The 22,652-nt window shown below is 55.5% G+C and carries 19 protein-coding genes; 8 read left to right on the top strand and 11 right to left on the bottom strand.

Translation table 11 applies throughout. The annotated features are described in order from the left end of the window. Positions 1-5: 5 nt before the first annotated feature. Positions 6-1,112, top strand: a complete 1,107-nt coding sequence (locus DEO48_RS02565; protein ID WP_047742015.1) for a GGDEF domain-containing protein — start codon at positions 6-8, stop codon at positions 1,110-1,112. Positions 1,113-1,250: 138 nt separating this feature from the next. Here the strand turns inward: DEO48_RS02565 and DEO48_RS02570 are convergent, their stop codons facing one another. Continuing rightward, positions 1,251-2,750, bottom strand: coding sequence for an aldehyde dehydrogenase family protein (locus DEO48_RS02570; protein ID WP_109844279.1), 1,500 nt, complete (start codon positions 2,748-2,750; stop codon positions 1,251-1,253). Positions 2,751-2,991: 241 nt separating this feature from the next. On the opposite strand from DEO48_RS02570, the gene feaR reads away from it, so the two are divergent. Continuing rightward, positions 2,992-3,900 carry a transcriptional regulator FeaR gene (gene feaR / locus DEO48_RS02575; protein ID WP_033145415.1) on the top strand — a complete coding sequence of 303 codons (909 nt, stop codon included), beginning with the start codon at positions 2,992-2,994 and terminating at the stop codon, positions 3,898-3,900. Here the strand turns inward: feaR and DEO48_RS02580 are convergent, their stop codons facing one another. The 4 genes from DEO48_RS02580 to DEO48_RS02595 all read right to left on the bottom strand — a co-directional run bounded on the left by DEO48_RS02580 (position 3,901) and on the right by DEO48_RS02595 (position 7,504). Then, positions 3,901-4,218 (bottom strand): YdbL family protein, encoded by a 318-nt coding sequence (locus DEO48_RS02580; RefSeq protein ID WP_023311566.1) that lies wholly within the window; start codon positions 4,216-4,218, stop codon positions 3,901-3,903. Between the two features lie 7 nt (positions 4,219-4,225). Beyond that, a complete protein-coding gene (locus DEO48_RS02585) occupies positions 4,226-4,417 on the bottom strand; it encodes a YnbE family lipoprotein (RefSeq protein WP_014169918.1) in 192 nt (63 codons plus the stop codon). Continuing rightward, a complete protein-coding gene (locus DEO48_RS02590) occupies positions 4,414-7,053 on the bottom strand; it encodes a YdbH family protein (protein ID WP_109844280.1) in 2,640 nt (879 codons plus the stop codon). The genes DEO48_RS02585 and DEO48_RS02590 overlap by 4 nt, the downstream gene beginning before the upstream one ends. Before the next feature lie 127 nt (positions 7,054-7,180). Next, positions 7,181-7,504, bottom strand: coding sequence for a hypothetical protein (locus DEO48_RS02595; RefSeq protein ID WP_109844281.1), 324 nt, complete (start codon positions 7,502-7,504; stop codon positions 7,181-7,183). A 326-nt stretch (positions 7,505-7,830) separates the two neighbouring features. On the opposite strand from DEO48_RS02595, the gene DEO48_RS02600 reads away from it, so the two are divergent. Further along, positions 7,831-8,820 (top strand): 2-hydroxyacid dehydrogenase, encoded by a 990-nt coding sequence (locus DEO48_RS02600; RefSeq protein ID WP_023311563.1) that lies wholly within the window; start codon positions 7,831-7,833, stop codon positions 8,818-8,820. A gap of 19 nt (positions 8,821-8,839) precedes the next feature. On the opposite strand, the gene DEO48_RS02605 is transcribed toward DEO48_RS02600, so the two are convergent. Next, on the bottom strand, positions 8,840-10,048 hold the full coding sequence (locus DEO48_RS02605) for an MFS transporter (RefSeq protein ID WP_047174250.1): 1,209 nt from the start codon (positions 10,046-10,048) through the stop codon (positions 8,840-8,842). 458 nt (positions 10,049-10,506) lie between these two features. Between DEO48_RS02605 and DEO48_RS02610 the strand changes: the two genes are divergently transcribed. Continuing rightward, a complete protein-coding gene (locus tag DEO48_RS02610; protein WP_033145409.1) occupies positions 10,507-11,178 on the top strand; it encodes an MgtC family protein in 672 nt (223 codons plus the stop codon). A gap of 243 nt (positions 11,179-11,421) precedes the next feature. Beyond that, entirely contained in the window at positions 11,422-11,856 is a 435-nt protein-coding gene (gene uspF / locus DEO48_RS02615) for a universal stress protein UspF (protein ID WP_023311561.1), read from the top strand. Between the two features lie 100 nt (positions 11,857-11,956). Here uspF and DEO48_RS02620 read toward each other — a convergent pair whose 3' ends face one another. Continuing rightward, positions 11,957-14,539, bottom strand: coding sequence for an EAL domain-containing protein (locus tag DEO48_RS02620; protein WP_109844282.1), 2,583 nt, complete (start codon positions 14,537-14,539; stop codon positions 11,957-11,959). Between the two features lie 321 nt (positions 14,540-14,860). Further along, a complete protein-coding gene (gene dcp, locus DEO48_RS02625; protein ID WP_109844283.1) occupies positions 14,861-16,894 on the bottom strand; it encodes a peptidyl-dipeptidase Dcp in 2,034 nt (677 codons plus the stop codon). Between the two features lie 142 nt (positions 16,895-17,036). On the opposite strand from dcp, the gene ydfG reads away from it, so the two are divergent. After that, a complete protein-coding gene (ydfG, locus tag DEO48_RS02630; protein WP_023311558.1) occupies positions 17,037-17,783 on the top strand; it encodes a bifunctional NADP-dependent 3-hydroxy acid dehydrogenase/3-hydroxypropionate dehydrogenase YdfG in 747 nt (248 codons plus the stop codon). 91 nt (positions 17,784-17,874) lie between these two features. Next, a complete protein-coding gene (locus DEO48_RS02635) occupies positions 17,875-18,561 on the top strand; it encodes a GntR family transcriptional regulator (RefSeq protein WP_023311557.1) in 687 nt (228 codons plus the stop codon). Positions 18,562-18,594: 33 nt separating this feature from the next. Here DEO48_RS02635 and DEO48_RS02640 read toward each other — a convergent pair whose 3' ends face one another. Then, positions 18,595-19,026 carry a universal stress protein gene (locus tag DEO48_RS02640; protein ID WP_109844284.1) on the bottom strand — a complete coding sequence of 144 codons (432 nt, stop codon included), beginning with the start codon at positions 19,024-19,026 and terminating at the stop codon, positions 18,595-18,597. A 287-nt stretch (positions 19,027-19,313) separates the two neighbouring features. Here DEO48_RS02640 and ydfZ point away from each other — a divergent pair, with 287 nt between their 5' ends. Further along, entirely contained in the window at positions 19,314-19,517 is a 204-nt protein-coding gene (ydfZ, locus tag DEO48_RS02645; RefSeq protein WP_014883679.1) for a putative selenium delivery protein YdfZ, read from the top strand. 43 nt (positions 19,518-19,560) lie between these two features. Here the strand turns inward: ydfZ and DEO48_RS02650 are convergent, their stop codons facing one another. Further along, complete coding sequence (locus DEO48_RS02650; RefSeq protein WP_109844285.1) at positions 19,561-21,024, bottom strand: mannitol dehydrogenase family protein; 1,464 nt, start codon at positions 21,022-21,024, stop codon at positions 19,561-19,563. Positions 21,025-21,244: 220 nt separating this feature from the next. Beyond that, positions 21,245-22,612 carry an MFS transporter gene (locus DEO48_RS02655; RefSeq protein ID WP_109844286.1) on the bottom strand — a complete coding sequence of 456 codons (1,368 nt, stop codon included), beginning with the start codon at positions 22,610-22,612 and terminating at the stop codon, positions 21,245-21,247. Positions 22,613-22,652: the final 40 nt, after the last annotated feature.

A 22,652-nucleotide genomic window follows, 5' to 3' on the forward strand; every position in this document is an offset into this window, starting at 1 on the left:
GCTTTATGGAAAAAAGAAAAAAACCGACACTTGAACGGGCAACCTGGCCAACGCGCCATGCTATGGTCATGCACGGGCTGGCGATGAACCTGCCGTGGCTGGCCTTTGTGAATATCAGCTTCGCGGTGATGATTCTGCTGCGACACGTTTTGCTTAATACCAGCGATCCCCTTTATCCCCACTCGCCGCAGCTGACGAGAATGGTCGATGCCTCCATGCTCGGCATTATCATCCTCTCAGCTGCGCTGATCCTCATGGCCTGGCGACGCATCGCCGGCATCAGCGTGGTGCTGTTTATCTGCAGCGCCATCTGGTCGGTCTCCTGCTTCTGGTTTATCACCCAGCTGCTGCTCCCGCACGTCTGGCCGCTGTGCGTCATTTTATTACTCGCGGGCTTAACGGCGCTCTATTTTTATCCTGAAGGGCTACTCGCCTTTGTGCTCCCGCTCTGGATCACCTTGCCGGTAGCAAGCTGGATACGGAACGATGGCCTCAACCTTCACTTTTTTGTTATCTGGAGCGTCTTTACGCTGATCCTGATCTGCGGGCGTTTCATCCTGCTGAGCTGGTTTGACGAGGCCTGGCGACGTAACCAGCAAAATCAGCTGCTGATCTCCAGGCTGGATGCGCTGGCGCATCAGGATCCGTTAACCAAAACCGCCAATCGCCGGAAAATGGAAGTGGTGCTGGAGAACGCGGTTGAGCAGAAAAAAACCTTCTCGGTGATCATGCTGGATATCGACTATTTCAAACGCTACAACGACACCTACGGGCACCAGGCGGGTGACGACTGCCTGACGCGCGTGGCGCGGGTGCTTAAGCAGTCGGTGCGCACGCCTGATGATGTGGTGTCACGCTACGGCGGCGAGGAGTTTGTGGTGATCCTGTTTAACTGTCCGGAAAACATCGCAGAAAAGGTGGCCTTACGCATTCAGGACGGCCTGCGCACAGAAGCTATACCGCACAGCGCGTCAACCGTTAGCGATCGTGTCACCGTGAGCATGGGGATTGCAAGCATGGCGGAAGGGTTAGCGGGCACCGAGATCATCGCCCGCGCCGATGCGGCGCTGTATCGTGCGAAAGAGGCCGGGCGGGATCGGTGGTCGCTTTAATTAAAGCCGGGTGGCGGCTACGCCTTACCCGGCCTGCAAAATTCGCCCGGTGCGGCTGGATGCCCTCACCCTGACCCTCTCCCATGGGAGAGGGAACAAACACTAAAAAGGCAACCTCCAGGTTGCCTTTTGCTTTTACTAGTAGCGCACGCAAACCGATTTGGTTTCACACCAGCCGTCCAGCCAGTCCGGACCGAAGTCGCGTCCGGTGCCGGACTGCTTCATGCCGCCGAACGGCAGGTTGGCGTCAATCAGCGTATGGCTGTTCACCCAGACGGTGCCCGCCTGCAGCCGGTCGGTATACTCCAGCGCCTTGCTGATATTCTGCGTCCAGACGCTGGCAGTCAGGCCATATTCGGTGTCGTTTGCCAGCTGGAGCGCCTCTTCCCCGTCGGCGACGCGTACCAGGTTGACCACCGGGCCAAACACCTCTTCACGGGTCAGGCGCAGTGAGGCATCCGGGTTCACCACCAGCGTAGGCGAAACGTAATAGCCTTTGCCTTCCGGCCCCCGGTTACCGACGATCAGCTCCGCGCTGCGCGACTTCGCTTCGTCAAGGAAGGTCTGCACCTTGTCGCAGTGCGCGCGCGACACCAGCGGGTTGATAAACGCCTCCGGCGACATGCCCGGCCCGACGCTCAGGGATTTCACCGCCTGCTCAAACCCGCTGACCAGCGTGTCAAACAGCGGCGCTTCAATATAGATGCGCGAGCTCGCCGCGCACACCTGCCCCTGGTTCAGGAAGCTGCCGGTCATCAGGCCTTCGATTACCCACGCCGGGTCCGCGTCTTTCAGTACAATGGCCGGGTTTTTCCCGCCCAGTTCCAGAGTCACCCCGGTTAGCGTATCCGCCGCCGCGCGGGCGATTTGCTTACCCGTCGCCGTTGAGCCGGTAAAGCTCACCTTTGCAATATGCGGATGCGAGGTCAGCGCTGCGCCGCACACCGCGCCGCTCCCGGTCACCACGTTGAACACCCCGTCCGGAATACCCGCTTCGCTTGCCAGCTCCGCCACGCGCAGCATGGTCAGCGGCGTGGTCTCTGACGGTTTGATGACAATAGAGCAGCCGGCGGCCAGCGCAGGCATCACTTTCCACATCCCGATCATCAGCGGGAAGTTCCAGGGCACAATCCCGGCCACCACGCCAACCGGCTCTTTACGCGTCCACGCCTGATAGCGGGCGCCCTGCGGCAGCGGAATGGAAAGGTCGAGGGTTTTACCCGTAATTTTGGTGGTCAACCCGGCAGTATAGCGCATCCAGTTCAGGGTGCAGCCGACTTCAAACATGCGGGAAATGTTGATGGATTTGCCCTGCTCCAGCGTTTCAAGCTGGGCCAGCTCCTCGCTGTGCTGTTCGACCAGATCGGCGAAATGAAGCAGGATCCGCTCGCGCTCCGCCGGCAGTTTTCCGGCCCAGCTGCGGGCGATAAACGCGCGCCAGCCGGACATGACGGCACGGTCAACGTCGTCGACGCTGGCATCGGCAGTTGAGGCAATGACCTCGCCCGTGGCCGGGTTGAAGACGTTCAGCCGCTTTTCACTTTCCGACGCGGCCTGACGCCCTTCAATCCACAGGCCATGCTGTCGGTCTAAAAATTGTTGTACGGCAGGCTGAATGGCCACCTGTGATTCAGACATAGGATACTCCTTCGTTATTCTTCGCAGGGTGTCCATCCAGTCTAAGTGGGGTTTTGCGTTCTCGCTTTTGTCTCTGTGACATTCGCTTTGCCACCTGTGACAGGCTCCGCAAATCGCGATAATTGCCGCTTATATCGCTGTTACCGGTGAGTGTTCTTTCCTATAGTCAGCCTCATAGCTCTGACAAAATGCAACACAAATGCAACAATGCGAAAACGTTGACGGTGCAGTGAGAGAAACGATGGCGTGTGCAAGCGAGCAGGAACAGTATCAGCAGTGGCTGGCGCAAATTAACCAGGTTTGCGGGCGTTTTAACGCGCAGCCCACCGGGGGGAAATTCTTCGGCGAGCTGGAGACCAGCTATGCGCGCAGCCTGAAGCTCAGCACCGTGACCGCAGGCGGCGTTAACCTGTTCCGCTCCCGTCAGGAGATCGCTCAGAGTAATGATGCCTGGTTCTATACCGTGTTCCAGCTCGAAGGCAGCGCGGAAATTGAGCAGGATGACCGTCGCGCGCTGCTCAGAACCGGTGATATCACGCTGATTGACGCGTCGCGTCCCTGCTCGATCAACTGGCGGGAAAAATCCCGCCAGATTTCGCTGCTGGTTCCCCGCCAGATTATTGAGCAGCAGTGTCGCTTCCAGGAGATAAGCTGCGCGACCGCCCTTTCCCGCACCTTGCCGACGGTACAGCTGAGCCATCGCCTGCTGATGGAGAGCATGAGCAATGCCGACCTGAGTGACCGTGAAAGCGAAGCGGCGCTCGAGGCGATGATCTGTCTGCTGCGCCCCGCTTTCCAGCAGCGTGAAATCATTCAGCCGCGCAAGGAGCGCCAGTTCCAGCATGTGGTGGCGCTGATTGACGACCATATTCAGTCTGAATCGCTGCGCCCGGAATGGATTGCCGCCGAGAGCGGCATGTCCGTGCGCAGCCTTTACCGCATGTTTGCCGAGAAGGGGCTGGTGGTGGCGCAGTACATCAAAAACCGTCGTCTGGATCTCTGTGCGCAGGCACTGCAATCTACCGGTGATGATGAAAAGCTGGCGGGGATTGGCTACAGCTGGGGGTTCACCGACCATAGCCATTTTTCAACGGCGTTTAAGCAGCGTTTTGGCGTCTCGCCGGGCGAATACCGCAGGCGCTACCGCTAACTACTTTTTGAGCCATTTTCCGTTAATGCCCTTCACGTATTCGCCCGGCTGCGCGCGGGCAACCAGTTTCTGACCGGCCATTTTAGCCACTTCATCGACCGGCAAATTATTGCTGTCAGCCAGCTTCTGGTAGTTTTCCGCGCGCGCCGCATTGATACGATTGACCAGCGCCAGCGTTTCCGCGTCCTGTTGAATCGGGGCAAGATAGCCGCTCAGGGTTTCCCCCACGCGCCCCTGAGCCCGGGCATCGTTTAAGGTCAGCGCAGCCGCCTGCACGTTCATACCCAGCGCCAGTAAAATCAGAGCTAATCGTTTCATGACATCCTCAGAACAGATCGCTGCGCGATTTCAGCAGGGTTTCAACGTCTTTATCGACCTTAATATGGATTTCATGTTCGATTTTGACATTCATATTGATGGTAATCGGCTCCTTTGGCGCAGCGACTTCAATGCGCGGCGTACAGCCGGTCAGTAGCGCGGCAACGGCAACGGTGAGCACACCAGCCATCTTTTTCATTGTTGTTCCTCACTTTCCTTGCCAGTCAAACTGCGGGGAGCAGGTATCGCCGCATGTTGCTCAAACCAGGTTTGCAGGTTGTCCCCAAAGCGCAGGCTGCGCCAGAGGGTAAAGACATTCTCATCATGGCTATAGTTCAGGTTGACGGAGCTGCTTTTGCCATCCACCCGGCTGGTCCCCTTGATGGTCGCCTGCATGGTCAATTCACCCAGATTATCTAAATTGATTCTCGTCCACGAACGCGAAATTTCCATATAGCGGAGCCAGTTAATCGCCGCGCCCGCCACCATATTATCTTTCACGATGGCGTCTGCCGTATCTTTGTCGATGCGCAGCGTCATTGGTCCCGGGTTGGTCAGCCAGCCATCTTTAATGATCCATTTTTCATTGTCCAGCCAGAACGGCAGCGCCCCGCTCACCGGCCCCGACATGGCAAACTGCTTCGGATTGACGGCGCTGATCAGCTCGCTCGAAGAGATATTGTCCACCCGCAGCAGGGCCGGATCGTGCTGAGGCATCCGCAGCTGCTGCATGGTGATCTTCCCGCCGAGGGTTTCCACCTTCACGTTGGTGAGGAGCAGCGGATTGTCCTCCGTCCAGGGATAGTCCCCCTGTAGATCGGCGGTAATGTTGCGCGCGGTCACCAGGTTTTCCACTTCGCCAATGCGCAAGGTGACCGGACCGCGCGTGCCGAGGGACCAGGTTCCCTCGCTGAATCGGAACGGCAGCACAAAATCGACGCCGTTAATCTGGTTATCCGGCATCCAGGCGCTGCCGGATTTCAGCACGCCGTGCCCACCGGCCTCAAAGCCCTGATCGGCCGCCGCCGAGAAGGCGACCTGCGCGTAAAGCTCCCCGTCGCGCAGCGTCATTTTCCAGTCCGGCGGGATCAGCGGCTGGAATACGGTGAGCGACTGTTTTGGCCACCAGGCCTGCCCGCGAAGGCGCACGCCATCCCAGCGTCCGTTCACCTGTACCGGGCCGATTTTGTCCGCATGGAGGTCGCCCTTAAACTGGAAAATGGTCGGGTCAGTGCCGTCAACGCTGAAGGTCAGGACCGAGGGCGGCAACGCGCTGCCGCCGGAGAAACGGGTTTGCCCGGCGTTGAGCGACAGCACACCGCTGAAGGTCGGTTTTTCGGGGTCACGAAGCCAGCGCACCGGCCGATCCAGCACCAGACGCGGCTTGCTGACCTCCATCGTACCGTACTGGAGCTTGTCAAAACCGGTGGAGAGCGCCGTCAGCTCAATAAGATTGTCGCGCCACTCGCCTTTCCCGGCGACATCCCAGCGGGCATGCATCGGCGTAAAGCCGCCTTTCCCCCAGTAGCGCCACTGCCACAGGCCGTTATCAGGTAAAAAGTCGTTGGCCTGGCCGTCCAGGTGGAGTTCAAAATCACCCATCTGGTTTTCATGGGCGCGCAGAATCGCCTGTAATCGACCGTCCACGCCCTTCTGCGTCAGCTTCACGCCCGCCAGCGGCCAGCGGATTTCATCGATATCGAGTGAGTCAATGATGCGCCCGCGCGAGCGGAGCAGCGCGCCCGGCTCAAAGGCCAGCTGCGGTTCATACAGGCTGCCGGTCAGCGTTGCGGGCAATTTGGCGTAAAGAATAAGATCGTTTTGCTTCGCCTCGCCGCTCAGATGCAGGGGCATGTCGCTGTTTTCCATGCCGAGCCTGCCGGGCCCAATGTTCAGTACCGCGTTGCCTTTCCCCGCCTCGCCCTGAGTAAGCACATTCAGCCGTCCGGTCAGGGTGGTTTTATCGAGCCCCTGCTGCCAGTTGTCGGCGCGAAGAGACACCCGGCCGCTCAGCGGCATCCCCGAGAGATCCCAATTCCAGCGCCCGTCGCTGATGTTCAGCTGCTCCGCCGTGACCTGCCACGGCAGGTCGAGCAGCGGATCGGGATTGTCCCGCGCCATCACCACCAGCTGTCCCTGATTGTCTTCCCAGTCCAGATCGGCATCGACCAGAGACGTTAACTGTGGCACGTTAAAGGTCGCGACCGCGTGGCCTTTCACCGGCACGCCGTCCGGCACCAGCGGCAGGGTAAACTCGCCCACCAGCTTAATCGGCTGCGGCTGGTCCGGGAGCTGTACATCGAACTGGCTGACCGAGAGCGTCTGACCGCGAAGCGTGCCTTTAATGCTCACCTGCTCGCCTTTATAGGCGATCTCCTGACTGGACGGCGTCAGCGACGCACGCAGCTCGCCCTGCCACTGCTGCCAGGGCGACAGCGTCAGACGGTGAACCGTGATCCAGGTATTCGGTAATACCGCCTGCCACTGTGCCAGCGTTTTGGGGGCGACCGTTGAGGGTGCAGACTGGGGAATTTTGCTCAAACAGACGGAATTGAGATCCAGCGCGCCGACATCCAGCTTCCAGCGGCTCGGATGTGACAGCGTAACGTTATCGATGCGGGCAATTTCGCAGTCTTCAACCAGATAGCGAAGATCGGGGATCACCAGCGCGTGACGGGTAAGTGTCGGACTCTCTTCGAAAGCGATGCGCGTCCCGACGGGCAGCCAGATCCCGGCGAGCGTCGGTACCCACTGAGCGAGCGTCATCAGCAGCGTCAGCGGCAACAATATGAACAGCAGTAAAAGCGCAAGAGCGGCTTTGTATTTACCCTTCATGGGCAGTTAATATCCTGATTTAGCGAAAGAATTAAGCCGGCAGTGCCGATCATTGTCGCATGTTTAGGCAGTCAGTTGAAGTCAAAGTCAGGTTTAAGGATAGATGCCGTAACGTTAAGTTGCGAAACTAGGGCCTGCTCCGAGGCATCGCCAGAAGGTAAAGCATGGAGAATATCAACGCCCCCCAATACACCGAGTCGTAACGCCAGGGATCAAAATCAATATGTAAAAAACCGCTAACAAACGCGTAGCCGTTGGCAAAAACGTTAATTTGAATGGCTGCAATGGCTATCACAAACAGCGTATAGGCAATGAACAGAGGATATTTACGCAGCCTGTCGACCTTGAGTTTCCCCATCAACAGTAAGAATAAAACCGCAATAGAAACAACAAAATAGTACAAGGCGTGCAGCATCGGCGGAGATAAGGACAACTCCAATTGTTGCGACATGTATCATTCTCCATATTTTTCAGAAACTCACCCGGTTCCTAATATCTTTCCATCACATCCGGAAGCATTGCAGTTTTCATACCCTCTTGCCATTCTTTAACCTAATCCAGACAGGCGTTTCTCGCATCCTCTACCCACTACATTTTCCGCAACATGCCCTGTTCAGATCCGCGCCGAAGATTTCTCGTAGTAAGAATATCATGGAGTTAGGGTGCACATATGCTCTAGAATAATTGATAGAACTTATTGAATTCAATAATATTTTAGAAATTGTAAGATAATTTTAATCATGCTAACGTGAATGCAAAATCACTGGAGAAAGTCTTATGAAACTCGCGGTATATAGCACAAAGCAGTACGACAAAAAGTATCTGCAACATGTTAACGAGGCTTACGGGTTTGAGCTTGAATTTTTCGACTTTCTGCTGTCCGAAAAAACCGCCAAAACGGCGCACGGCTGTGAAGGCGTCTGCATTTTTGTTAACGACGACGGCAGTCGTCCGGTGCTGGAAGAGTTGAAAAAACAGGGCGTGAAGTATATCGCCCTGCGCTGCGCGGGCTTTAATAACGTGGATCTCGACGCGGCGAAAGAGCTGGGTTTGAGGGTGGTACGCGTCCCGGCGTACTCCCCGGAAGCGGTCGCGGAACATGCGATTGGCATGATGATGTCGCTCAACCGTCGTATTCACCGCGCTTATCAGCGTACCCGTGACGCCAACTTCTCTCTGGAGGGGCTGACCGGCTTTACCATGTACGGCAAAACCGCGGGCGTGATCGGCACCGGTAAAATCGGCATCGCCGCCCTGCGCATTCTGAAAGGCTTCGGCATGCGTCTGCTGGCGTTCGATCCGTACCCGAGCGCCGCTGCGCTTGAGCTGGGCGTGGAATACGTCGACCTGCCGACCCTGTTCTCCCAGTCTGACGTGATCTCCCTGCACTGTCCGCTGACGCCGGAGAACTACCACCTGCTTAACCAGGCGGCGTTTGACCAGATGAAAGATGGCGTGATGATCATCAACACCAGCCGCGGCGGGCTGGTTGACTCTCAGGCCGCTATCGAAGCGCTGAAAACCCAGAAAATTGGCGCGCTGGGAATGGATGTGTACGAGAACGAACGCGATCTGTTCTTTGAGGACAAGTCGAATGATGTGATCCAGGACGACGTGTTCCGCCGCCTGTCTGCCTGTCATAACGTGCTGTTTACCGGACACCAGGCGTTTCTGACTGCCGAAGCGCTGATCAGCATTTCGGAAACCACGCTGGGTAACCTGCAGCAGCTGGAAAAGGGCGAAGCGTGCCCTAACGAACTGGCGTAAGCGTGACGCCGGGTGGCGTCTATGCCCCACCCGGCGTACTGTCAGTTTCCCAGGTCCGGTGCGCAAAGCACCACCATAGCAGTACGGCCACCAGCGCAATCGCGCTCAGGACGCTGAATGCTGTGGCAAATGAGTAATGACCCGCAATCGTGCCGGTTAACGCCGGGCTCATGGATGCCCCAACCCCCTGCATCAGCATCACCACGCTCTGCCCGGCATTGACGTGCCCGCTCCCGCGCAACAGCACCACGATAAACGACGGTACCGCGACGCCCAGAATCCCCGCGGCCAGCCCGTCGAGGATTTGTACCGGGATCATCATAATCGGCGCGTCCGTAGATGCCGCCAGAGCCGCGCGCACCGGCATCACCAGCAGCGCCAGCATAATTAAGCGCCAGTAGCCGTAGCGGTCTATTCGGTTAGCGACCCAGATGGCGACGGGGATCATCACGGCCTGGGAGATGATAACGGTGCCCGCCGCGTACAAACCGGGGTTGATCGAGGCGGGCGCGGCGGCCACCCTCATGCTCAGCATCGGCAGCAGCGCGGCGTTCGCCAGGTGAAACAGCAGCAGCGTCAGTCCGGTCACGAACAGCGCCCGGTTTTTTATCAGCACGGCAAATCCGGGAACCGGCAGGCTCGCTGAAGAAGACAGCCCGCGCGCCGCGTCGTTGTCGATATCCCCGTTGCGAATGGCAAGCAGCGCGCAGAGCGTTAACAGCGTGGTACAGGTCATCAGCAGGAAAATCCCGCCGACGCCCCAGTACCACGCAATGCCGCCTGCAATCAGTGCGGTAACAAAGTTGCCGCCGTGATTGAACGCCTCATTTTTGCCCATCTGCGCGCTGAACCCGCCCTGACCGGTCAGCCCCAGGGTAATTCCGGCGATCAGCGGACCGACAAACGCCGCACAGATACCGGTGACGATTTGCGAAACAGCGACAATGCCGCTCTGCTGGCTAAACCAGAGCAGGAGCGTGCTAAGGGTGATGAGCAGGCACACCAGCGCCAGCACGGTCCGCTTGCTGCGCGAGGTGTCGGTGATGAATCCCGCCGGCAGCGTAGCGAGTAGTCCCGCCAGCCCACCGGCCGTCATCAGGATGCCGATATCATCGGGGGTCCAGTGGCGTTCGGTCAGAAAAATACCGAGAAAAGGACCGAGGCCATCGCGGACATCCGCAATGAAAAAACTTGTCAGGCACAATGCCCGCAGCGAACGAAGAGACATACTTCCTGCCTTTGTCTGTTATCGCCTGTAAAAAAGAAAATGTAGTATACCGGGTATTTTTGAAAATCAGATGACGTCTTAAAAAAACATGCTTTCCGAACTTAAACAATTCATAACGGAGTCTGTTTTTTCGCTTTACTCATTATCGCCCCTGACTATACTGGCAATAAATTTTCACAGGAGTCCTTCGTTGGAAAGTTATTTTATCGTCGATACGAAGGTAAGCTAGCGCGATTTTCTCGCTGCTTACCTGAAACGGTGGGCAGCAATCCTCTTTAAGCGATTGTATCCCGATACAGTAAGAACCACTCAATTTGTGGGGAATCGCATGTTCATGTTTACTCATTCACTCTTTCCGCCACCGTTGTCCTGACACGCTTAGCATTTAAACGGCGTCATGATGTGCTTAGCAAAGCACTGACGCTTATTATTTAATAACGTTAACAGGCGACAGGCTGATGTTCCCTTATATCTCTCATCTGCTCGCAGCGATGCTGCTGGGCGCAATTATTGGCGCGGAAAGACAGTGGCGCCAGCGTATGGCCGGGCTTCGTACCAATGCACTGGTTGCCACGGGTGCGGCAGTGTTCATTTTAAGTTCGGTATCGACTTCTCCTGATAGCCCGGGGCGAATCGCAGCGCAGATCGTCTCCGGAATCGGCTTTCTTGGCGCAGGCGTCATTATGCGTGAAGGAATGAATATTCGTGGTTTGAATACCGCCGCAACGCTGTGGTGCTCGGCCGGAATTGGCGTACTGTGCGGATTAGGCCAGTTCTGGAATGCCGCCATGGCCAGCCTAATTATTCTCTGCGCTAACATATTGCTTCGCGAAGCCGCGCAGCGAATTAATCAATTGCCCGTGCTACATGAAGGCGAAAAATGCTATGTCCTTAAAATCACCTGTAATGATGAGCATGAAGATGCGGTGCGGCAAAGCGTCGTAAACATGGCGAAAGAGTTGACGTTAAGTCTGAAAGCGATTTATTCCGCTACTGCGCAAGCAGAAGGTAAAACTGAAATTCGCGCGGAGGTGATGACCCGGGAGGAATACCGAAAATTACTCGATCTGATTATGGGGAATATGGGCGGGAATAAAATTATCGCGTCCGTCAGCTGTCACGCAATATGAACGAGGTACCGGGCATTGCGCCCGGTTGAGGCTTTGGCGTTTTGCAGAAACGGACCGTGACGCGGAGAGATTCATCCCCGAATGCCCCTGTTCGTTGTCACGCCACGTTGACGAGATCAGGGCTGGTTCGACTGTACGCCTATCACATAACCGAAATTTGTCCCCGTTATGACAGCTTGCTCTCTGTTTTACTGAAATTAACGGTCTACCCTGAGTTGTGTAAAAAACACTCAGGAGGGACAAATGTATAATTCAATTTTGGTTCCAATTGACATTTCGGAGGATAGCCTGACGCACATGGTTATCCCCTTCGTTCAGGCACATACAGCACTTAACACAGCTAAAGTTCACTTTCTTACCGTCATTCCATCGCTTCCGTATTATTCATCATTAGGCCTGGCCTATTCGGTAGAAATGCCGAAGCTGAAAGAGTTCCAGCACGCGGCCTTAGCCAAGCTGGATGAAATCGTTAAGCAATTCAAAATTCCTCCAGACAAGGTACAGACTCATGCCGTGACGGGATCTCCAAAAGATCAAATCCTTAAGCTCGCTGACACGATCGATGCCGACCTGATTATCATCGCTTCCCACAAACCTGATATATCGACGTATCTGTTGGGTTCGAACGCTGCGGCAGTGGTTCGGCATGCGAAATGCCCTGTCCTGGTCGTGAGATAGAAGCGGCGTTTACGCTCGTGGATACGAACGGATAGCGGATAACAAAAACCGGGAGACAAGCCCGGTTTTTCATTTACGCAGCCCTGAGTAAAAGCGCGATTTAGAGATTTACTCTGTTGGCGTTTAAATTTAAGTCCGCAATGGCGGCCGGTTTTCCAAGCAGGTAGCCCTGAACTTCATCACATTTATTTTTTTTCAGAAAAGACAGCTGTTCGACGGTCTCCACCCCTTCTGCGGTTACCGCCATGGAATAGGCTTTCCCCAGGTCGATAATTTTCTCCACGACTGACTGGTTCTGCGGCGAGTCCCCAAGGGTAAAAATAAAGCTCTTGTCGAGCTTAAGCCCGTCAAACTGAAACTTCCGCAGATAGCTCAGTGAGGCATAGCCGGTACCGAAATCGTCAATCAAAATGCGGACGCCCATTTTTTTGAGAGACTTCATGGTCTGCAAGGTTTTTTCCGGGTCGGAAAGCGTAACGTTTTCAGTGACTTCAATTTCCAGTCGGTTGGGTTCAAGCCCCGTTTCGTGAAGGATCTCTTTTATCCTTTCGGCAAGATCGCTTGCCTGGAATTCGATAGCAGAAATATTGACGGAGACCGATAATCCCGGCAATTTGTCTTTCGTCTCCGTACAGGCTTTGCGTATGACCCAGTTGCTCAGGCTAATAATCAGCCCGGTTTCTTCTGCCAGCGGGATAAACTGATCGGGCATTGTGGTCCCCCGAGCCGGGTGCTGCCAGCGCACCAGCGCTTCGACGGCCTCAATAGTAGAATACCGGAGGTTATAACGCGGCTGGTAAACCAGGTAGAGCTGTTCTTCGCGAATCGCGGTCTTGAGTTCTAATTCCAGTTTCCTGCGTTCGGTCAACTTTTCCGACATATCCGGGCGATAATAGACCCATCGGTTTCTGCCGGATTGTTTCGCCTGATACAGCGCAATATCCGCGTAGCGGAGAAGATCGTTTGCGCTGCTGCTATCCCGGGGAGCCAGCGCAATGCCCATGCTTACGCCTATCGCCACATCATTGCCCTCAATGGTGAAAGGACGGTTAAGTTCTTGCACGATGCGACGACACACCTCCTCAATCTGGTCTTGCTGGCTGGTGTTGCCGAGGAGAAGCATAAATTCATCCCCTCCCTGCCGTGCGACAAAATCACCTCGACGAACGCAATTTTTAAGACGTAAAGCGACCTCGCCAAGCAGGGCATCGCCGGTGGAGTGCCCAAAAATATCATTGACGGGTTTAAACTTGTCTAAATCAAGGCAAATCATGGCAAAGGGATAATGGTTAAGGTCTTCTTTCGCTAACTTGCCAGCCAGAAATTCCTTTATATGATACCGGTTCGGCAGACCGGTTAATTCATCATGGCGTGACAGGAACTCCACGCGTTTTGTTGCTTCAACTTCCTGAGAGACGTCGGTTGCCGCGCCTCGCAACACCACCGTTCCATCAGGCTGAGCAGAAAACTTTGCCAGAAGCGTGCAATATGACGTGGTTTGTTGCGCGTGAGTATAAGGGCAGTTTTTAAATTCAAAGCGTTCGGTTAAGTCCCGCTGCCTGGCGCAGTCATGTGATAATCCGCTTGTCGACGGAAAGAGTTCATCCAACCTGCGGCCTATCCATTTGCTATTTTCATATCCCGTTATTGTAGAAAAACGCCCCGATAGCCACGTTATCCTTAACGATAAATCTGTTTCCCAGAACCAGTCGCTGGTTGTTTCACTGACGTCCCGAAATCGTTTTTCACTCGTAATAAGATTCAACCGCGCCTGCTCGAGGAGAAACGTATTTTCGTCAAGCATTCTCGCCTTGTGCATAATATGGCGCATTAATATCACCGTCATCAATACCGTCAGAACGACGGAAAGAATGAGCAATGGCAAAAAATAAATTATTAACGCCTGGCCGGGATTTTCACCGTCCCAGATAATTTTCACATCCCCATTCTGGGTGCTTAAGGTAAATTCTGTCTGATTATTTATTTGAGAAGTGGCTGTAGCGGGAGAAGTACGAACGTTCTGGATACCGGCATCCTGCCCAATCGTGAGGAGTTTTTTAGCCGTTAACTTGTCTATAAACACCATTGTCGACGGTTTTCCGGGCATGGTTTGCACGCTCGTATCATCGCCCGTCGTTATCCATTCCGCAGAAACAATGGCCGGCACGGAATCGATAAGCGCTAGCACAGAAACCGGCACTCCCTTTTTTATACTCAACTCATGGAGTAAACGGTCTTTGGTTGATTTGTCTAACCAGCGCTCCAGCTCCTGAAGCTTCAGCTTCCCGTCAACGACGCTGTATCGCGTGCTCCCTTCCGGCGAGAGAACAAACACCCCTTCGTAGCCAAAGTTGTCATACAGGGATTTGCCCAGGTTCTGCTTATCCCATGCCCAGTGAACGTCAGTGTTCAGATGAAGATGTTTGTAGGCATCTCCCCACTCGGCATTGTCTTTCAAATGACTTCGCATGCTTTCCTGGCGGGTATCGAGGGCTTTCCTTAACAAAAATTCATCGTGCTTGTCGCTGATTTCATTCACATTATCTTTTATTATTAACAGGGAAATTATTGCCGCAATAAAAATGCTTATCAACAACGTTACAATATAGGTAAAGGTTTTATTTATCAGGCCTTTAGAAGGCTCGGTATCGGTGAAGCCCGGATTGTTCAGAGGTAGGGTCATCTTTCGCCTTCTTAACTGCTAGTACGTCGATTTGTATGCCACTTTCATTTATCGGCACAAAATAACAAAAATTTATAGCTAAAAATCTGAGATTAAAGAATATTTGATTTCTCTAACCCAGATCAAATTATTAATCATTCACTCTTTTACTACCTAAACTCGGTAAATTAAATATACTGTTCGAAGTAAGTTTTAATCTCACCTGTTTTATTTATAAAGAACGCATATTAAAACTATTTTTGCAGAAGACGTTACAAGCACGTTGGAGCCTATAAAAAAACCGGGCGTAAAGCCCGGTTCTTTTTTCTGACGAGACTGGCTCTACTCACTCAACCCGCGATTTTCCAGCATCGGTTCAATCTTCGGATCGTGCCCGCGCCACTGCCGATAAAGTTCAGCCAGATCCGTGCTGTTACCACGGGACAAAATCGCCTCGCGGAATTTTTGCCCGTTTTCACGAGTCAGGCCGCCCTGTTCAACAAACCACTGATAGCCGTCGTCCGCCAGCATTTGCGTCCACAGGTAGGCGTAATATCCCGCCGCGTAGCCGCCGCCGAAAATATGGGCAAAATAGCTGCTGCGATAGCGCGGCGTTACGGCGGACAGATCCAGCCCCTCTTTTTTCAGTGCTGCCGCTTCAAACGCGTCAACGCTCGAAACGGCTTCGCTAATCCCGTGCCAGTTCATGTCCAGCAGCGCGGCAGCCAGCAGCTCCGTCATGTCATAACCCTTGTTGAAATGGGTCGCGTTGAGCATGCTTTCACGCAGCGCCTCCGGCATCGGTTCACCGGTTTCGTAATGGCGGGCGTAGTGGGTAAACACCTGCGGATGGCTGGCCCAGTGTTCGTTGATCTGCGACGGGAATTCAACGAAATCGCGCGGCGTATTGGTCCCGGAGAGCGTGGCGAAACGCTGGCTGGCAAACAGACCGTGCAGCGTATGGCCAAACTCGTGGAACAGGGTGATCACGTCATCCCAGGAGAGAAGCGCAACGCCGCCGTTAGCCGGTTTTTGGTAGTTACAGACGTTGTAGATCACCGGACGGGCAGCTAGCTCGAAGGATTGCTCGACGAAATTCCCCATCCAGGCCCCGCCCTGCTTGGAATCGCGGGCAAAGAAGTCGCCGTAAAACAGCGCCATGCCCTCACCGGTGTGGTCGAAAATTTCCCAGACGCGGACGTCCGGGTGATACACCGGGATATCGAAGCGCTCCACAAAGCGGATGCCAAACAGCTGGCTTGCGGCCCAGAATACGCCGTCGTGCAAAACGGTATTGAGCGCAAAATAGGGTTTGATTTGCGATTCATCGAGGGCATATTTTGCCTGACGCACGCGCTCGGCATAAAAGGCCCAGTCCCAGGCCTGCACGGTGAAACCGCCCTGTTCGTCATCAATCACTTTCTGAATATCGGCCTGCTCGCGCTCAGCACGGGCACGGGCAGCAGGCACAATGCCGCGCATAAAGGTCAGCGCGGCGTCCGGAGTTTTCGCCATCTGGTCGGCGATACCCCAGCTGGCGTAATCCTCAAAGCCCAGCAGGCGGGCCTGCCGCGCACGCAGCGCCGTAAGGCGGAGGATCAGATCGCGAGTGTCGTTTTCATCCCCTTTCTGGGTGCGCGTCCAGCCAGCGTTGAACAGGTTTTCGCGGGTCTGACGATTGCGCAGCGCGGAAAGAGTGGGCTGCTGGGTCGTGTTCAGAAGCGGGATCAGCCAGCGATCGTTTAGCCCTCGCTCCGCGGCAGCCTGCGCCGCGTCGGCAATCTCGCTGGCGCTGAGCCCATCAAGCTGGTGCGCGTAATCCACCACCAGCCCGCCCGTCTTATCGGCAGCCAGCAGACGCTGGTTGAACTGGCTGGTCAGGGTCGCCGCCTCGGTATTCAGCGCCTTCAGCTCGGCTTTTTCCGTTTCATTGAGACGCGCGCCGGCCAGAATAAACCGCTGATACGTCTCCTCGACCAGCCGGCGGGATTCGGCGTCCAGCGCGGCACGGTCCTGCCAGACGCTCTCCACGCGGGCGAAAAGCACGTCATTCAGCCAGATGTCGTTCGCCAGCGCGGCAAGCTCGGTGGAGAACTCTTCCTCAAGCTCCTGCAGGTACGTATTGGTATTCGCGGAGGTCATGGCGAAGAACACGCTGCTGACGCGCGAGAGCATGGCACCGCTTTTCTCCAGCGCCAGCACGGTGTTGGTGAAGTCCGGCGCAGCGGTTTGGGACACAATGGCGTTTACGTCCGCCCGCTTCTGGCGAAGCGCTTCATCGAAGGCCGGGCGATAGTGATCGTCGGTGATTTCATCAAAATGGGGGGCCTGATAGGGCAGCAGGCTGATGTCAAAAAAGGGATTCGTGGCCGTCATCTTTCGCTCCTGAGTACGGGTATCCTCCCAGAGTAGGCCAGGCCGCCATCCCCTGCAACGCCGTCATACAAATGTTGCCTTAACGCACCCTCTGCGGCCGTGCTATGTTAGTACAACACAAAAAGCGTTGAGGAACAGTGAGATGATTATTTTAGTTACCGGGGCAACGGCAGGTTTTGGTGAAAGCATCACGCGTCGCTTCGTCGCCAACGGGCACAAGGTTATTGCCACGGGCCGTCGTCAGGAGCGCCTGCAGGAGCTGAAGGACGAATTAGGCGACAGCATCCTGACCGCGCAGCTGGACGTGCGTAACCGCGCGGCCATTGAAGAGATGATTGCCAACCTGCCCGCCGAGTGGCGCGCCATCGACGTGCTGGTCAACAATGCCGGTCTGGCGCTAGGCATGGAGCCAGCCCACAAAGCCAGCGTTGAAGACTGGGAAAACATGATCGACACCAACAACAAAGGGCTGGTCTATATGACCCGCGCGGTGCTGCCGGGCATGGTCGAGCGCAACCGCGGCCACATTATCAACATTGGCTCCACCGCCGGAAGCTGGCCTTACGCAGGCGGCAACGTCTATGGCGCGACGAAAGCGTTTGTGCGCCAGTTCAGCCTTAACCTGCGTACCGACCTGCACGGCACCGCCATTCGCGTCACCGATATCGAGCCGGGTCTGGTGGGCGGCACCGAGTTTTCCAACGTGCGTTTCAAAGGCGATGACGCGAAAGCGGGCAAAACCTACGAAAATGCTAACGCGCTGACGCCGGAAGATGTGACCGAAACGGTCTGGTGGGTGGCGACGCTGCCAAAACACGTCAACATCAATACCGTGGAAATGATGCCAGTCAGCCAGAGTTTTGCAGGACTTAGCGTCCATCGTGGCTAAATCCGCCCTTCCCGGCCTGCGGGCCGGGTCTGTTTCGGGTTATAAAAGAATGGTAGTATGTTCAGGCTAACTCTCTGAGAAATGACAACTCATGGCCGCTGAATCGCAACTCAATCCCACCCAGCCCGTTAACCAGCAAATCTATCGCATTTTGCGACGTGATATTGTCCATTGCCTGATCCCACCGGGAACGCCGCTTTCTGAAAAAGAGGTCTCCGTGCGTTTTGACGTTTCCCGTCAGCCGGTACGTGAAGCGTTTATTAAGCTTGCTGAAAACGGACTGATTCAGATCCGCCCGCAGCGCGGCAGCTACGTGAACAAAATTTCACTCTCTCAGGTACGCAACGGCTGTTTCGTTCGCCAGGCCATTGAATGCGCGGTGGCGCGCCGCGCCGCAACGCTTATCAACGACAACCAGTGTTACCAGCTTGAGCAGAACCTGCATCAGCAGCGGATTGCGATTGACCGCAAGCAGCTCAATGATTTCTTCCAGCTTGATGATGAATTCCACCAGAAGCTGGCGCAGATCGCGGATTGTCAGCTGGCCTGGGACACCATCGAGAACATCAAGGCCACCATTGACCGCGTGCGCTATATGAGCCTCGATCACGTCTCCCCGCCGGAAATGCTGCTCCGACAGCATCATGATATTTTCAGCGCGCTGGAAAAACGCGACCCGGACGGTGTGGAAAAAGCGATGACGCTGCATCTGCAGGAAATTAGCGAATCCGTGCAGCTTATTCGTCAGGAAAATAGCGAGTGGTTTAGCGAAGAGTAATATTCGCCGCCCCTTTCGGGTACGGCGGCGTGATTAGCGAACGACTAACACCGGGATCGTGGCGTAGCGCAGAATAGATTCCGCATTTGAACCCAGCAGATGAGTGGTGATGCTCGGGTTTTTCGACCCGATGACAATCGCATCATATTCCCCCTCCTTGCTCAGCCTGATAATTTCATCCCTGACGTTGCCAAAACGCACCATGCTGTGAATATTCTCTGGGGCGATATCGAACAGTCTTTTTAACTCGTTCATTTTCTTACCGGATTCTGCGGTCATATACTCTTCAAACTTTTTAATATCGGCGTTGAACCCGCGCAGCAGAGACCGGCTGCTGGCAGGCAGAATGTTGACCAGGGTAATCGACGCGCCCTCAGCCTTTGCAAGGTTTGCCGCGTGGCGAACCGCTTTGTCGCTCAAATCCATTTCAAACACGTCTACAGGCATCAAAATGTTCTTATACATAAGCCTGACTCCTTATTCCGATGAAGGGTTATTTCCTGCATACAGGATGACATCGGAAATATAAACCAACCCTCAACGCTTCCCTGTCGAAACTATCAATTAATGAAAATAATGGTCCACTTTGTAAATTACCGTCCTGAACCGTCAGCGCCAGACGAAATAAAGAAAAAAGTGTGAGTTTGATCAAAAACAAAAACATGAAGCGCGGACAGGCGTATTTATATGCCCCGTGAACGGCATAACCCGAAATAGCGCCGTAACGAACAGGTTAGAGAGGAGAAAATACCATGATGACATACGACCGTAACCGCAATGCAATCACCACCGGCAGCCGCGTCATGATTAGCGGCACGGGCAAAACCGGCGTGATTAAAGCGATCCACAGCGACGGGCTGGATGCCGCGCAGGTGCGCCGCAGCAAAACGGTTGAAGTGGAAGGATGCGAAGGTAAGTTCGAGCCGATTGAGCTGATTCGCCTTGGGATGCACTAAGCTGTGCGCAGACATGCCGCCGCGCACGGCGGCATGTGCTGAATTACCGTTGAGACGCGTACTGCGCCACGGTCGCTTTCGCGCCTTTTTGCAGCAGCGTCCGGTACGCTGTCATCACCGCAGCCACAAAGCGCGGCTCCTGCGGTAACTCTTTACCAAAGATGGCCTCAATGCCGAGCAGCGCGTTAACCCGACTTTCCCCTTCCGCACTTCCCTTCACCGCCGCCTGAATCACCGCCAGCTGCGGATCGCTCACGTCGATGGCGTTACCCTGCTCGTCCACGCCGCCAACATAACGCATCCACCCTGCCACGCCCAGCGCCAGCAGTGGGAAAGGTTTCTGATGCACCAGGTGCCAGCGCACGGAGTCCAGCATACGCTGCGGGAGCTTCTGGCTGCCGTCCATCGCGATTTGCCATGTCCGATGGCGCAGGGCCGGGTTGCTGTAGCGTGCAATCAGGAGATCGGCATAGCGACCTAAATCAACCCCCTTCACTTTCAGCGTGGGCGCCTGCTCGTTAAGCATCAGCGTATGCGCGGCGAGGCGGTAGTTCTCATCTTCCATACAGTCGTTGATATGCGGGTAACCGGCCAGATAGCCCAGGTACGCCAGGAAGGAGTGGCTGCCGTTGAGCATGCGCAGCTTCATCTCTTCAAACGGGATCACGTCTGACACCAGCTCGGCACCGGCTTTTTCCCACTCGGGACGTCCTGCCACAAAGTTATCCTCGATCACCCACTGGCGGAACGGTTCACAGGCGACCGCCGCCGGGTCACGCACGCCGGTCAGCTGCTCAATTTTATCCAGCGTATCGGGAGTGACCGCCGGCACGATGCGATCCACCATGGTTGACGGGAAGGTGACGTTAGCCTCGATCCAGTCCGCCAGCTCGCCGTCTACCGCTCGGGCGTAAGCACAGGTCACATTGCGCATCACGTGGCCGTTCTCCGGCATGTTGTCGCAGGACATCACGCTAAACGCGGGCAGACCCGCCGCTTTGCGACGCGCCAGCGCTTCCACCACCACGCCCGGCGCGGATTTCGGCTGGTGCGGGTTTTGCAGGTCGGCGACGATAAACGGGTGATCGAGCATCAGTTGTCCGGTCGCCGGTGAGTGGCAGTACCCTTTCTCGGTGATGGTCAGCGAGACAATTGCCACCTGCGGTTCGCACATCGCCGCCAGCACGCACTCCAGCCCGTCGACCTGTGCATGCAGCGCTTTTTTAACCACGCCAACCACGCGGGATGTCCATGCGTCGGCAGACATCTCCGCCACGGTGTAGAGGTTATCCTGCGCGTTCAGATCGGCAATCTGCTGCTCGCCGCCAATCAGGTTAACCTCACAGTAGCCCCAGTCGCTGCCGTACTCAGCGGCGAGGATGTCGGCGTATACCGCCTGGTGCGCCCGGTGAAAGGCGCCAAAACCCAGATGAACGATGCGTGGTTGAAGGCTGTCGCGATCGTACTGAGGCAGCGTCGCGTTGGCCTGTAATAAGGTGTTTTCCATGATTAAGACTCGTTAATTAGAAAGCCGTGGACCACTGCCGCGCCTTCAGGAGCGGCAGCGCCTGCTGACTACACCAACTAGAATGGCAGTTGGGGTAAAAAAGTAACTGCCATCAACCATACTGATACTGCCGTTTGAGATTTTGATTTATATTAACTTTTGCTCATGTGGTGTGACATAAAGCTAAAGTTGTGTGACAGGTCACGTAAGTTATGAACCACTAGCGCCGCGAGGAGACCGCGCCGTAACCCACACTCTCTTCTGGAGCGGACTCCGCTGCGTCGTGCGCCGCGCTCAAATCACGGTCGCGCACTTCCGGCATCAGCATCGCCGAGACCAGCCCAATCGCGGAATAGGCCACCAGCATGGCGACGATCGGCCACCAGGAGCCGGTCATATTGCAGAAGATCCCCGCCAGCACCGGACCAAAGCCCACCGCCACCAGACCGCCCGCCTCTTTCGAGATAGCCATACGGGTAAAGCGATTTCGCGAGCCAAACATCTCCGCCATGGTGATATTTTCCAGCGCAAACAGCCCCAGCACGGCGAAGTTATGGATAACGATGATCGAGAGCATGATTGTCCCCGGCGCATAGCTATTATCGACGATGATCGACAGCATCGGATACGCGAGAAGAATGGCGGAGATATTGAGGATAATGTACGGCAGACGGCGCCCTACTTTATCGGAAAGCCAGCCCAGCAGCGGAATGGAGATAAACCCGAGAATGGAGCTTATCATCAGCGCGTCGGTCGGGATGGCTTTATCGAACAGCAGCGTCTGGACCAGATATCCGGCAAGGAACGTCTGGATCAGACCCGAGTTGCCCGCCTGGCCAAAACGCAGGCCGGTAGCCAGCCAGAAGGATTTACTTTTTACCATTGAACCGAGCGAAGTGTCCGGCTGCACGCTTTGCGCGTCGTTCACTTTCTCAAACACCGGGCTCTCTTTCAGGTTCATTCGCAGCCAGATGGCGAAAATCATCACCACGACGCTGGCGAGGAACGGCACGCGCCAGCCCCAGGCAATCAGCTCTTCACGGTCGAGAGCAAAGAACATCACCGCCCAGATCGCCGTTGCGCTCAGCGTCCCGCAGTTTGTGCCCATCGCCACCAGCGAGGAGATGATGCCGCGTTTGCCTTTCGGCGCGTACTCCGCCAGCATGGTCCCGGCCCCGGAAATCTCCGCCCCGGCGCCCAGGCCCTGGATGATACGCAGCGTCACCAGCAGAACGGGAGCAAAAATCCCAATCTGGGCGTAGGTCGGCAGGACGCCAATCAGCGTGGTGCAGATCCCCATCATGGTGATGGTGATAAACAGCACCTTCTTACGACCAATGCTGTCGCCCATTCTGCCGAAGATAAAGGCGCCGACAATGCGTGCTATGTAGCCTGCGCCGTATGTCCCCATCGCGAGGATCAGCGCCATCGCGGCTGACTGTTCCGGGAAGAAGATCTCGTGAAAGACCAGGGCAGCCCCCAGCGAGTAAAGCTGAAAGTCCATAAACTCCAGGGCGGTGCCCAGCCAGCCGGAAATGGCGGCTTTCACCAGGTCGGAGGTGGTTCTTTGAGGTTGTGCTTGCGTCATAATGGCTATCTCTAAAAGGTAAGATGCGTACCACCAGAGC

The sequence above is a fragment of the Enterobacter sp. CGMCC 5087 genome, from assembly GCF_003144775.1.
GTDB lineage: Bacteria > Pseudomonadota > Gammaproteobacteria > Enterobacterales > Enterobacteriaceae > Enterobacter > Enterobacter cloacae_M.

What these genes read in the sequence shown, in the direction of transcription:
- DEO48_RS02565 (WP_047742015.1), top strand. Translation starts at nt 6, where the DNA reads ATGGAAAAAAGAAAAAAACCGACACTTGAACGGGCAACCTGGCCAACG.
- DEO48_RS02570 (WP_109844279.1), bottom strand. Translation starts at nt 2,750, where the DNA reads ATGTCTGAATCACAGGTGGCCATTCAGCCTGCCGTACAACAATTTTTA.
- feaR (WP_033145415.1), top strand. Translation starts at nt 2,992, where the DNA reads ATGGCGTGTGCAAGCGAGCAGGAACAGTATCAGCAGTGGCTGGCGCAA.
- DEO48_RS02580 (WP_023311566.1), bottom strand. Translation starts at nt 4,218, where the DNA reads ATGAAACGATTAGCTCTGATTTTACTGGCGCTGGGTATGAACGTGCAG.
- DEO48_RS02585 (WP_014169918.1), bottom strand. Translation starts at nt 4,417, where the DNA reads ATGAAAAAGATGGCTGGTGTGCTCACCGTTGCCGTTGCCGCGCTACTG.
- DEO48_RS02590 (WP_109844280.1), bottom strand. Translation starts at nt 7,053, where the DNA reads ATGAAGGGTAAATACAAAGCCGCTCTTGCGCTTTTACTGCTGTTCATA.
- DEO48_RS02595 (WP_109844281.1), bottom strand. Translation starts at nt 7,504, where the DNA reads ATGTCGCAACAATTGGAGTTGTCCTTATCTCCGCCGATGCTGCACGCC.
- DEO48_RS02600 (WP_023311563.1), top strand. Translation starts at nt 7,831, where the DNA reads ATGAAACTCGCGGTATATAGCACAAAGCAGTACGACAAAAAGTATCTG.
- DEO48_RS02605 (WP_047174250.1), bottom strand. Translation starts at nt 10,048, where the DNA reads ATGTCTCTTCGTTCGCTGCGGGCATTGTGCCTGACAAGTTTTTTCATT.
- DEO48_RS02610 (WP_033145409.1), top strand. Translation starts at nt 10,507, where the DNA reads ATGTTCCCTTATATCTCTCATCTGCTCGCAGCGATGCTGCTGGGCGCA.
- uspF (WP_023311561.1), top strand. Translation starts at nt 11,422, where the DNA reads ATGTATAATTCAATTTTGGTTCCAATTGACATTTCGGAGGATAGCCTG.
- DEO48_RS02620 (WP_109844282.1), bottom strand. Translation starts at nt 14,539, where the DNA reads ATGACCCTACCTCTGAACAATCCGGGCTTCACCGATACCGAGCCTTCT.
- dcp (WP_109844283.1), bottom strand. Translation starts at nt 16,894, where the DNA reads ATGACGGCCACGAATCCCTTTTTTGACATCAGCCTGCTGCCCTATCAG.
- ydfG (WP_023311558.1), top strand. Translation starts at nt 17,037, where the DNA reads ATGATTATTTTAGTTACCGGGGCAACGGCAGGTTTTGGTGAAAGCATC.
- DEO48_RS02635 (WP_023311557.1), top strand. Translation starts at nt 17,875, where the DNA reads ATGGCCGCTGAATCGCAACTCAATCCCACCCAGCCCGTTAACCAGCAA.
- DEO48_RS02640 (WP_109844284.1), bottom strand. Translation starts at nt 19,026, where the DNA reads ATGTATAAGAACATTTTGATGCCTGTAGACGTGTTTGAAATGGATTTG.
- ydfZ (WP_014883679.1), top strand. Translation starts at nt 19,314, where the DNA reads ATGATGACATACGACCGTAACCGCAATGCAATCACCACCGGCAGCCGC.
- DEO48_RS02650 (WP_109844285.1), bottom strand. Translation starts at nt 21,024, where the DNA reads ATGGAAAACACCTTATTACAGGCCAACGCGACGCTGCCTCAGTACGAT.
- DEO48_RS02655 (WP_109844286.1), bottom strand. Translation starts at nt 22,612, where the DNA reads ATGACGCAAGCACAACCTCAAAGAACCACCTCCGACCTGGTGAAAGCC.